9 protein-coding genes are annotated in these 11725 nt (G+C 61.2%); 3 read left to right on the top strand and 6 right to left on the bottom strand.

Translation table 11 applies throughout. The features are described 5' to 3' along the window. A complete protein-coding gene (locus V6Z53_RS18765; protein ID WP_338581108.1) occupies nt 1-1086 on the bottom strand; it encodes an ABC transporter ATP-binding protein in 1086 nt (361 codons plus the stop codon). 140 nt (nt 1087-1226) lie between these two features. On the opposite strand from V6Z53_RS18765, the gene V6Z53_RS18760 reads away from it, so the two are divergent. The 3 genes from V6Z53_RS18760 (at nt 1227) to uvrA (ending at nt 7036) form a co-directional block, all read left to right on the top strand. Beyond that, nucleotides 1227-1916 (top strand): GntR family transcriptional regulator, encoded by a 690-nt coding sequence (locus V6Z53_RS18760; protein WP_007987445.1) that lies wholly within the window; start codon nt 1227-1229, stop codon nt 1914-1916. Nucleotides 1917-2143: 227 nt separating this feature from the next. Then, entirely contained in the window at nt 2144-4255 is a 2112-nt protein-coding gene (locus V6Z53_RS18755; protein ID WP_338581106.1) for an ATP-binding protein, read from the top strand. A gap of 144 nt (nt 4256-4399) precedes the next feature. Then, a complete protein-coding gene (uvrA, locus tag V6Z53_RS18750) occupies nt 4400-7036 on the top strand; it encodes an excinuclease ABC subunit UvrA (RefSeq protein ID WP_338581105.1) in 2637 nt (878 codons plus the stop codon). Nucleotides 7037-7159: 123 nt separating this feature from the next. Here uvrA and V6Z53_RS18745 read toward each other — a convergent pair whose 3' ends face one another. Genes V6Z53_RS18745 through V6Z53_RS18725 form a run of 5 tightly spaced genes read right to left on the bottom strand, consistent with a single transcriptional unit; the run spans nt 7160 to nt 11725 of the window. Continuing rightward, nucleotides 7160-9103: a response regulator gene (locus tag V6Z53_RS18745; RefSeq protein WP_338581104.1), complete on the bottom strand. Its 1944-nt coding sequence runs from the start codon at nt 9101-9103 to the stop codon at nt 7160-7162. After that, nucleotides 9093-9968, bottom strand: a complete 876-nt coding sequence (locus tag V6Z53_RS18740; RefSeq protein ID WP_338581103.1) for an ATP-binding protein — start codon at nt 9966-9968, stop codon at nt 9093-9095. The genes V6Z53_RS18745 and V6Z53_RS18740 overlap by 11 nt, the downstream gene beginning before the upstream one ends. Continuing rightward, nucleotides 9961-10965 (bottom strand): ATP-binding protein, encoded by a 1005-nt coding sequence (locus V6Z53_RS18735; protein ID WP_338586519.1) that lies wholly within the window; start codon nt 10963-10965, stop codon nt 9961-9963. The genes V6Z53_RS18740 and V6Z53_RS18735 overlap by 8 nt, the downstream gene beginning before the upstream one ends. Beyond that, on the bottom strand, nt 10962-11366 hold the full coding sequence (locus V6Z53_RS18730; RefSeq protein ID WP_338581102.1) for an anti-sigma regulatory factor: 405 nt from the start codon (nt 11364-11366) through the stop codon (nt 10962-10964). The genes V6Z53_RS18735 and V6Z53_RS18730 overlap by 4 nt, the downstream gene beginning before the upstream one ends. Next, nucleotides 11363-11725 carry an STAS domain-containing protein gene (locus V6Z53_RS18725; RefSeq protein WP_338581101.1) on the bottom strand — a complete coding sequence of 121 codons (363 nt, stop codon included), beginning with the start codon at nt 11723-11725 and terminating at the stop codon, nt 11363-11365. The genes V6Z53_RS18730 and V6Z53_RS18725 overlap by 4 nt, the downstream gene beginning before the upstream one ends.

Below are 11725 nucleotides of genomic sequence, written 5' to 3'. Positions count from 1 at the left end.
TCAGGCCTCCATCAGCAGGCAGGCGTGGGGCGGCAGGTTGACCGCGACGCGATCACCGACCACCCGGCCATGGTTCAGGCCTTCGTTGTTCTCGCGCAGCATGACCTTGATGTCGTTGTTCAACCGGCATTGGTAAAGCGTCGCGGTGCCGACATACAGCACGGCTTCGATCACGCCGCGCAGGTGATGTGGCTGCGTCGGGTCAACCAATTGTGAGCGCTCGGGACGAAACGCCAGCTGCACCCGCGAACCGTCGAAGCCTTGCGGCGGGCAGGGGATTTCCACCGGCATGCCGTTGGGCACGAAGAGGTTTTCGTTTTGCTGGCCGCGCTTGAGATGGCCGGGCAGGAAGTTGATGTCGCCAATGAATTGCGCGACAAACTGATGCTGCGGCCGCTCGTAGATCTCGTTGGGCGTGCCGATCTGCAGGATCTTGCCGGCCGACATCACGGCAATGCGATCGGACAGGGTCAGCGCTTCTTCCTGATCGTGGGTGACGAAAATGAACGTGATCCCGGCTTCTTTCTGCACGCGCTTGAGTTCGACCTGCATTTCCTTACGCAGCTTGAGGTCCAGTGCCGACAGCGGCTCGTCCAGCAACAGCACTTTGGGTTTCGGCGCCAAGGCCCGGGCCAGAGCCACGCGCTGCTGTTGTCCGCCGGACAGTTCGGCCGGTTTGCGCTTGGCCAGGTGTTGCATTTGCACCAGCGCGAGCATTTCATCGACACGCTGCGGTATCAGTTTGCGTTCAAGACCCTGCATCTCGAGGCCGAAGGCGATATTCTGCGCAACACTCATGTGCGGAAACAGCGCGTAGCTCTGGAACACCGTGTTGACCCGGCGCTTGAACGGCGGCAAATCGTTGACCGGTTCACCGGCCAGACGAATCTCACCCTCGCTGACATGTTCGAAGCCGGCGATGGTGCGCAACAGGGTGGTTTTGCCACAGCCGGAGGGGCCGAGCAGGGTGAAGAATTCGTTGTCGGCAATGTCGACAGAAACGTTGTCCAGCGCTGGGGCCAGTCCCGGATCGTCGGAATACCGCTTTGAGACGTTTCGCACTTCAATTGCAACTGGATGACCCATAATGGTGCATTCCTCTAATTATTGTATGCAAAATCTGGATGCAATTTAGAAATACCCGGATTAACCTGCTCGTGCAAGCCCCTTTTTCAATGGCTGTTCATCCGCCAGGGTTGGTTGCACAGGGCGCAAGGAGTTGATGAATGACGGAAAAGAAACTGGAAACCACGGTCGACCGCGTCTACCAAGGGGTTTACGAGGCGATCAGCAAACGCTCGCTGCGTCCGGGGATGAAGCTCGGCGAAGCCTCGTTGGCCGAACTTTTCAATGTCAGCCGAACGTCGGTTCGCGCGGCGCTCAAGCAGTTGGAAGCCGACGGACTGGTCACCACCGAGCCCAATAAAGGTGCGTCGGTGTCGTTGCCGAGTGACGAAGAGATTCGTTCGCTGTTCGAAACTCGGCGCCTGATCGAGATCGGCATCGTCAGTGAGCTTTGCCGTCGTCGCGATACAGCGGTGACGCAGGATTTGCGCGATCACCTGCTGCTGGAGGATGAGGCGCATCAAAGCGGGGATCACGAGCGGCTGATCCATCTGCTCGGTGAGTTCCATATCAAACTGGCCCGCAGCCTGAACAATCCGGTGCTGCTCGACTGGTTCCAGAAACTGATCTCCCGCGCCTCGCTGTACGCCGCTGCGCTGGATGACGACAGCCACGAAGCCTGCCGCGACGATGAACACCTGCGGCTGATCGAGTACATCGAGGCGGGCAACCAGAGCGCGGCAATTGAGCTGACGTGTATGCATTTGAATGGCATCGAAAAGGCGATTCTCGATGTGGCGGCGACTTTGAAAAGCAGCTACAACCCGCTCAAACACCTCATTGAGGTTTAGCCCCCAATTCCCCAGTCACTGAAAATTCAACCTGTGGGAGCGGGCTTGCTCGCGAATGCGGTGTGTCAGACAGCACAAATACCGACGGACACACCGCATTCGCGAGCAAGCCCGCTCCCACAAGGGATCTGCAGTGGCCCGTGAGATTCAGCTATACCTCTATGAAACGAATAACGTTCACTGTGCTCGAAACAAACGGGTGCGGATGACCGGGATAGAGCCAAGCGATGCAGTTTCTAGACGATAGCCACGGATGTTCCGGCTGGAGCGGCGAAATGGCCGGGCGCATTTGTGCGTTCGACTGGAGTCGGACCGAGCTGGGTGCTCTTGATTCCTGGACTCGGAGCCTGAGCAGTACAGTGCAACTGATGCTCGCTTCACCGTTGCCGATGGTGATGCTCTGGGGGCGCCCCGGCTACATGATCTACAACGACGCCTATTCAGAATTCGCCGGCGGGCGCCATCCTTATCTGTTGGGTTCTCCGGTGGAGCTGGGCTGGCCGGAAGTCGCCGAGTTCAACCGGCATGTGGTGGATACGTGCCTGGCCGGGGGAACGTTGTCCTATCGCAATAAAGAACTGGTGCTGCTGCGCGACGGGGTTCCCGAACAGGTCTGGATGGACCTCTACTACAGCCCGGTTGCCGATGATGACGGACGTCCGGCCGGAGTCATGGCGATGGTGGTCGAAACCACTGAACGAGTGATTTCCGAGCAACGCCGCCAAACTGCCGAAGATGCCTATCGCGCCGACAACGAACGGGTGCGCCTGGCACTGAATGCCGGGGCTCTGCTTGGTTCCTTCGTCTGGGACATCAAGGCCAATGTGCTGTCCGGCGATGAGCGATTCGCCCGGACCTTTTCCTATCCGACGGGGCAAGACCTGAACAATCTGTCACAGGAATTCGCCGAAACGCGGATTCATCCGGATGACCGCAGTTGGGTGCAAGAGCGGGTCAAACGGTCGGTCGAGGTCGGCGAGGCCTATAACGCCGAGTACCGCATTCTGCGTCCCGATGGCAGTTATCTGTGGGTGCTGGCCAGCGGTTGTTGCGAGTTCAACGAGCAGGGCGAGGCCTTTCGTTTTCCCGGGGTGTTGATCGACATCCATGAACGCAAGACCGCCGAAGAATCGCTGCTCCGGTTCACCCGCAACCTGGAGCAACGGGTGGCCGACGAAGTCGAAGCGCGGTTGGCGGCCGAAGAGCAATTGCGCCAGTCACAGAAGCTCGAAGCCATCGGTGGCCTCACCGGTGGCGTGGCCCATGACTTCAATAACCTGCTGCAAGTGATCGCCGGCAACCTGCACTTGTTGGCCAGGCATGAAGCGGGCAACGCCAATGTGCAGCGTCGGGTCAGCGCTTCCATTGCCGCCGTCGAGCGCGGTGCAAAGTTGTCTTCACAGTTGCTGGCTTTCGCGCGCCGCCAGCCGCTGTCCCCGGCGACTTGTACGCCACAGCAGATCTTCGACGGCCTCGGCGAACTGTTGCAGCGCGCGCTGGGGGAAACAATCCAGGTCAACATGGCCGCCCCGGTTGATTGCTGGCCGGTGTTCGTCGATCGTAATCAACTGGAAAACGCCATCCTCAACCTGGCGATCAACGCCCGCGACGCGATGAAGGGCGAAGGCACGATCGACCTCAGCGCCGACAACATCAGCCTCGATCGCGCGTTTTGCGCAGGCAAAGGTATTGTGGCCGGGGACTATGTGCAGGTCTGCGTGGCTGACACGGGAGTCGGCATGCCAGCGCAGGTACTCGCGCAGGCCTTCGAGCCGTTTTTCACCACCAAACCCGACGGCCAGGGCACGGGGCTGGGGTTGAGCATGGTGTTCGGTTTCGTCAAGCAAAGTGGCGGCCATATCGAGATGTCCAGCGTTGTCGGCGAGGGCACGCGGGTGCAGCTGTATTTCCCCCGCAGCTTGCGTTCGATGGACAGTGAAACACCCACGCCGGAAGCGCATCAGCGGGGCGGACACGAGCGGGTGCTGGTCGTGGAGGACAACGAAGCGGTGCGCGCTTCGTCGGTGGAGTTGCTGCGTGAAGAGGGCTATCAGGTGCTGACGGCTGCCAACGCCGACATCGCGATGCAAATGTTGCTGGAGGGCGCGCAGGTGGACTTGATCTTCACCGATGTGGTCATGCCCGGCCTGATCAAGAGCTCCGATCTGGCCGCATGGGGCAAGGTGCAAAATCCTCCGGTGGCGGTGCTGTTCACCTCCGGGCATACCCGTGACATTATCTCGCGCAATCACCAGCTCAGCCCGGATACCCATTTGTTGAGCAAACCCTATAGCCCGCAATCGCTGGCTCGAATGATTCGTACCGTGCTCAATGGCTAAACACATTCAGACTTGTAGGAGCAGAGCTTGCTCGCGATGGCGGCTGCACATTCAACAATGTTGTGCCTGACACACCGCCATCGCGAGCAAGCTCAGCTCCTACAGGGGAACGGTATTTTTCAGTTATCTCATTAAGGCTTCCCGATGACCTCAACGCGCACCTCCAACTCTCACTCCGGCATGGTCAGGGTGCGTGGCGCCCGGGAACACAACCTCAAGAATGTCGACGTCGATATCCCCCGCGATGCCCTGGTGGTATTCACCGGGGTGTCCGGTTCGGGCAAGTCGTCCCTGGCGTTTTCGACCCTCTATGCCGAAGCACAACGTCGTTACTTCGAGTCGGTGGCGCCGTATGCGCGGCGGTTGATCGATCAGGTCGGCGTGCCCGACGTGGATTCCATCGAAGGTCTGCCGCCAGCGGTAGCCTTGCAGCAGCAACGGGGCACGCCGAGTACGCGGTCTTCGGTGGGCAGCGTGACGACCTTGTCGAGCTTGATCCGCATGCTGTACTCCCGCGCCGGCAGTTACCCGGCGGGGCAGCCGATGCTTTACGCCGAAGACTTTTCACCGAACACGCCGCAAGGCGCGTGTCCCGAGTGCCACGGCTTGGGCCGGGTGTATGAAGTCACCGAAGCGTTGATGGTGCCGGACCCGAGCCTGACCATCCGTCAGCGCGCGGTCGCCTCATGGCCCTTGGCGTGGCAGGGCCAGAACCTGCGGGACATTCTGGTGACCATGGGCTACGACGTCGATATCCCCTGGCGCGATCTGCCGAAAAAGCAGCGCGACTGGATTCTCTTCACCGAAGAAACCCCGACGGTGCCGGTTTACGCCGGGCTTACGCCGGAAGAAACCCGCGTCGCCCTCAAGCGCAAAATGGAGCCGAGTTACCAAGGCACCTTCACCGGCGCGCGCCGCTACATCCTGCACACGTTCACCCATTCGCAAAGTGCACTGATGAAGAAGCGTGTCTCGCAATTCATGCTGGGCAGTCCTTGCCCGCTGTGCGACGGCAAACGTCTGAAGCGCGAGGCGTTATCGGTGACCTTCGCCGGTTATGACATTGGCGCGTTGTCGCAGATGCCGTTGCTGCAGGTGGCCGAAGTACTGAAACCGGTCGCAGCCCAGCATTACCTTGAAGAAGGTGAAGAGGCGGGCGAAGTGCTGACTCACAACCAGACCCGCGAGGCCCGTGAACAGCGTGTAGCCCACGGCGCCAGCGGCCACGCCAATGCCCCGGATGTGCGGCACACACCGAACCTGTCAGTGGAAAAGCGTCTGGCCGCGCAGCGGATCGCCCAGGATTTGCTGGAGCGGGTCAGTACCCTGACCGATCTTGGCCTCGGTTATCTGGCGCTGGAGCGCAGCACGCCAACGCTGTCGTCCGGCGAATTGCAGCGCCTGCGCCTGGCCACGCAGCTGGGGTCGCAATTGTTCGGCGTGATCTACGTGCTGGACGAGCCTTCTGCCGGCCTGCACCCGGCGGATGGCGAGGCGTTGTTCGAAGCCTTGCAGCGCTTGAAAGCTGCCGGCAATACCTTGTTTGTGGTCGAGCACGATCTGGAAACCATGCGCCGCGCCGACTGGTTGATCGATGTCGGTCCGGCGGCGGGCGAGCATGGCGGGCGGGTGCTGTACAGCGGCGCGCCAGCCGGGCTGGCTGACGTTGCCGATTCGCAAACCCGCGCCTATCTGTTCGCCGAGCAAGTCAGCCAGCCGCGAGTCAGCCGCAAGGCCAGCGACTGGCTGCGGCTGGAAGGCATCACCCGCAATAATCTGAATGATCTCAGTGTCGAGTTTCCTTTGGGCTGTTTCACAGCGGTGACTGGCGTTTCAGGTTCCGGTAAATCGAGTCTGGTCAGCCAGGCCTTGCTCGAACTGGTCGGCACGCACCTCGGGCGCCCAGTCATCGAGAGTGAAACGGAAGAACCGAGCCTGGAAGACGATGCGCCGCAAACCAGTGGCGGCCAAGTCACGGCAGGGTTGGCGTCGATCAAGCGTCTGGTGCAAGTCGACCAGAAACCCATCGGCCGTACCCCGCGCTCCAACCTCGCGACCTATACCGGGCTGTTCGATAACGTGCGCAAGCTCTACGCCGCCACGCCCGAGGCGCAGACGGCGGGCTACGACGCCGGGCAGTTTTCCTTCAACGTCGCCAAGGGCCGCTGCGCGACGTGTGAAGGCGAGGGCTTTGTCAGCGTCGAATTGCTGTTCATGCCCAGTGTCTACGCGCCATGCCCAACCTGCCACGGCGCGCGCTACAACCCCGATACGCTGGCGATCACCTGGCAGGGCCGCAACATAGCCCAGGTGCTGCAACTGACCGTGGATCAAGCCGTGGAAGTGTTCGCTGAACAAGCGTCGATCCGTCGCTCGCTGGAGGTGCTGCGCGATATCGGCCTGGGTTATCTGCGCCTCGGCCAGCCGGCGACAGAGCTGTCCGGCGGCGAAGCCCAGCGCATCAAACTCGCCACCGAACTGCAACGCAATCAACGCGGGGCGACGCTGTACGTGCTCGACGAACCGACCACCGGGCTGCATCCGCGGGACGTCGATCGCTTGCTCGAACAGTTGAATAATCTGGTGACGGCAGGGCACACGGTGATCGTCGTCGAACATGAGATGCGAGTGGTGGCGCAGAGTGACTGGGTGATCGACATCGGACCCGGGGCCGGTGATCAGGGCGGCAGGATTGTCGTGGCGGGGACGCCGCAGAAAGTGGCGAAGAGCAAGAAGAGCCGGACGGCGCCGTTTTTGGCCAGGGTGCTTGGTATGGTTTAATTTTCGGCGATCATGCGGGCCTCTTCGCGAGCAAGCCCGCTCCCACATGGGTTTAGTGTTGATCACAGTATCCGTGGGCGACTCGGTTAAATGTGGGAGCGGGCTTGCTCGCGAATCGATTTTTCAGGCGCCGTCGATCGTGCGCCGTACCTTGTCCAGCAGTTCGTTTATCTGGAACGGCTTGATCAGCATTTCCATGCCTTCCCCCAGAAACACCTGACGGTTGATCGCGGTTTCGGCGTAGCCGGTCATGAACAGGATCGGCAGTTTGTTGCGCCAGCCTCGGGCGACATCGGCCAGTTCCCGGCCGCTCATGCGCGGCAGGCCGACGTCGGTCAGCAGCAGGTCGATGGTTTGATCATTTTGCAGGCGTTCCAGAGCCCCCTCGATGTCAGCCACTTGTGTGCAGCGGTAACCGGCGTCCACCAGCACTTCGGCCACGAACATGCGCACGGACGGCGTGTCCTCGACGATCAATATGTGTTCGCCGGAGCCTTGCGGATCGACAGCGGTGGGCAACACTTCGCTGGCCGTCGGATCGGAGCTGGCCGGCAGCATGATGGTCACTTCGGTGCCGCGCCGCGCCACGCTGCGGATGTGTGCATCGCCACCGGACTGACGGGCGAAACCATAGATGGTCGACAACCCGAGCCCGGTGCCCTGACCCAGCGGTTTGGTGGTGAAGAACGGATCGAACACCTTGTCGATCACGCTGTGCTCGATACCGGTGCCGTCGTCGCGCACTGACAACGCGACGTAAGCGCCATCGGCCAGGTTGGGATCACCATGGGAATAGGCCGCATAGGTGTTGACCCAGATATTGCCGCCCTGGGGCAGGGCATCGCGCGCGTTGATCACCAGATTGAGCACGGCACTTTCCAGCTGGATCGGGTCGACCAGGGCAATCGCCGCTTTGCTCGTCAATTCAAGTTTCAGGGCAATGCGTTCGCCGATGGTCCGCACCAGCAGTTCTTCAAGGGAGCGGATGTTCTCGTTGATATCAACGGGTCGTGTGTCGAGCGGCTGTTGCCGGGCGAATGCCAGCAGGCGATGGGTCAGGGAGGCCGCACTCATCGCCGAGTTCAACGCCGCTTCGGTATAGAACTGAACCTTGTCGGTACGCGCATCGGCGACACGTTTCTGGATCAGTTCCAGGCTGGTGATGATGCCGGTGAGCAAATTGTTGAAGTCGTGGGCAATGCCGCCGGTGAGCTTGCCCAATGCGTCCATTTTCTGCACCTGCAACAACTGGGCTTCGGTGCGCACGCGTTCGGCGACTTCCTTGGCCAGTTGAGTGGTTGCGTCGTCCAGGCGCGCCAGGTGCGAGCGCTCGCGGTGGCGGTGCTCGGTGACATCCTCGACAAACACCAGGCTGAGTTCCGGTGAACGGTAGGGCGAGATCTGCCACTCGGTTTCGCGGATTTCGCCCTGGACCCGCATGCTCAAGGTGCCTTTCCAGCGCTCGCCATAGCTCAGGCGCAGGCGCAGTTCGTCGATGATGCCGGGTTGGTCGTCGGCGAAGCACTCGCGCAGCGTGTCAGGCGTGAGGTTGTCCTGAATCAACCGGGAAAAGGCATGGTTGCATTCATGCACCTTGAGTTGGGCATCCAGCACAGCGATGGGCGCCGACACATTGATGAAAATCTCGCGAAAGCGCGCCTCGCTTTCCCGCAGGGCATTTTCCGTTTCACGCACCCGCAGCAAGGTGCGCAGCGTCGCCAGCAACACGTCCGGGTCCACCGGGTGGATCAGGTAAGCATCGGCGCCGGCATCCAGGCCGGTGATGATGTCGCCGGTCTGGATCGAGGCGGCCGACACGTGGATCACCGGGAGCAGGGCGGTCGCGGGGTCCGAGCGCAGTATGCGGACGATGTCGAAGCCACTCATGTCGGGCAGGTTGACGTCGAGAATCAGTGCCTCGATGGTGACACTGTCGATCAACTCCAGGCCCTCGCTGCCGGTACCGGCTTCGAGCACTTCATAGCCATGACGCTCCAGGCGTCGGCGCAGGGCATAGCGCGTGGCGACGTTGTCGTCGACGATCAGCAGGCGCAGGTCACGTTTCATCGGCAGGCTCCGTGGCGATGGCCAGCGGGATGATCACGAAAAAGGTCGAGCCAGTGCCCGGCGTACTCTGGAGCCCGACTTCGCCACCCAGCAAACCGGCGAAGCGCTTGCACAGGGACAATCCGAGCCCGGTTCCTCGCAGGCGCTTTTGCAGCGGTGAGTCGACCTGGGAAAAGTCTTCGAACAATGCGCCATGTAGCTCGGCAGCGATACCTATTCCGGTGTCGTTGACGGCAAAGCGCACATGGGAGCTGTTTTCCAGACGCGCCGACACCCGGACTTCTCCACGGGTGGTGAACTTCAGCGAGTTGGAAATGAAATTGCGCAGGATCTGCGCGAGTTTCTTGTCGTCGGTGTACAGCCGAGGCAGTCCCACCGGCTCCTCGAAAATCAGGTCCACGGCGGTTGCATCGACAATTGGCCGAAACATACCGCGCAGTGCTGCGAACAGGTCGAACATGTCGAACCACGCCGGGGAAATGGTGATGCGCCCGGCTTCGATCTTCGCCAGGTCCAGCAGATCGTCGACCATATCGCTCAGCTCACGGGCGGAACCGCTGACGAAGGCCACTTGTTTGTGCTGTTCGGGGCTCAATGGCCCGTCGAGTTCATCGGTCAACAGGCTGGCGATGCTCAGGATCGAGCCCAACGGGGTGCGAAATTCATGGCTCATGTAGGAAAGAAAGCGACTTTTCAGGTCCGAGGCCTGACGCAATTGTTCGGCCTGGGTGTCGAGTTCCGCATACAGCGCCAGTACACCCTGATTGGTTTCATCCAGCTCCGCGCGCAGGGCCTCGGCTTCGTTTTGCAGCCGGGCGATCAGCGCCGTTTGTTCGTCAGTCTGACTCATCGGTGCTTCAGGCATGGGCGGCCTCCAGAGCAATGACCAACACCGTGACATCGTCCCGTCCACGACAGAAATCACGGTGCAGAATGGCGGCGATCACGGCGGGATGGCGGTGCACCAGACCGGGATAATCCTGCAGGTTCCAGCGCGATTGCAGGCCGTCGCTGTACATGATCAACAGCTGTCCGCTCACTTGAGCATAGTCAAAGGCTTGCGCCTTTCGATACTGGCCGCCGACGATGCCGGGATGGGAGGCCAGCCCCCGGGACTTGTCCGCTGCAATCACGCAGGCGCCGATATTGCCGATACCGACAAATTTTAGTGCGTCGCCGTCAAATTGCGCGACGGCGACTGCACCGCCACGGGTACCGGTCATGGCGTGATGCATGTCTTCCAGTGCCAGTATCGGTGACGCGAAGGGCGACAGTGCGAAGGCTTTCTCGCCAGCGCGGGCAGCTCGCTCGGCTTCTTCTCCATGGCCCAGGCCGTCGATCACCAGCACGCTGGTGCGTGGTCCGTCGAACGCCAAGTGCCAGACATCGCCGCAGGCCGGGTCGTTGCGCAATGAGTGCTGGCTGATGCCAATGCGTCGATCCGGGGCCTTGTCCTGGCGCGGATACAAGCGTGCCAGCAGCACGGCACCTCGGGAATCGGCGTAGACGTCGAACACTTCGGTCTGACGCGACACGGCGCCCAACCCGATGCCCTGGGTTCCTCCGGTGGAGAATCCATCGGTCAGGCATGCCTGCAAATCAAAGCCTTGCGCGCGGTCGACGGCAAGCATTTCGATGCCGGCGCCGTTTGTACGAGGCAATACTCGCAAGTGCAGCTCGCCATGGCTGGCGTGTTTGAGAATATTGCTGGCCAGTTCGGTGGCAACCAGCGCCACGCGCCCGGCATCAGTGCTGTCGAAGCCGTTTTTTTCCGCCAGTTGCTGCGCGGTACGCCGTGCGTGGCCGATCTGACTGCTGTCTTCGATCACCAGCACTTGCGTCAGCGAACTGCCAATGTTCATGTCCATCGGGTGATCGTTATGCGAGTGCCCTGGCCAGGCGCGGTGTCGAGCTCGAACTCGTCCACCAGACGCTTGGCGCCGGTCAGGCCCAGGCCAAGACCGCTGCCGGAGGTCCAGCCATCGGTCATCGCCAGCTTGATATCGGGGATGCCGGGACCTTCGTCGCGAAACACCAGGCGCAGGCCGCAGCGGGTCTGGTCGTCGAGGATCTGCCAGTCCATGTCGCCACCACCGCCGTACACCATGGTGTTGCGCGCCAGTTCGCTGACGGCGGTCACCAGTTTGGTCAGGTCGATCAGGCGCATGCCGCATTCCTGGGCGAGCTTGCGCGCCAGTTGCCGAGCCAGGACCACATCCTGCTCGATATGAATCGGATGAGAGCCACTGCTGCGTACGTTCATTGGTCACGTACTCGATCCTGAAGCAGTTTCATCCCGCGCTCGACATTCAATGCGGTACTGACCCCCGGCAGCGTCAGGCCAAGCTCTACCAGGGTGATGGCCACCGCCGGTTGCATGCCGACCAGCACCGTCTGCGCGTCCATGATTTTCGAGAGTCCGGAAATGGTCCCGATCATCCGGCCGATGAACGAGTCGACCATGTCCAGCGCAGAGATATCAATCAGCACGCCACGGGCGGAAGTTCGGCTGATCCGCTCGGACAAGTCGTCCTGTAGGGTCAGGGCCAACTGGTCATGCATGTCGACCTGGATGGTCACCAGCAGGAAGTCACCCATCTGCAATATCGGAATGCGCTCCAT

The sequence above is a fragment of the Pseudomonas sp. MAG733B genome, from assembly GCF_036884845.1.
In the GTDB taxonomy this organism is placed as follows: Bacteria; Pseudomonadota; Gammaproteobacteria; order Pseudomonadales; family Pseudomonadaceae; genus Aquipseudomonas.
The sequence above is the reverse complement of the archived record's forward strand: the minus strand, read 5'-3'. Positions and strand labels throughout refer to the sequence as shown.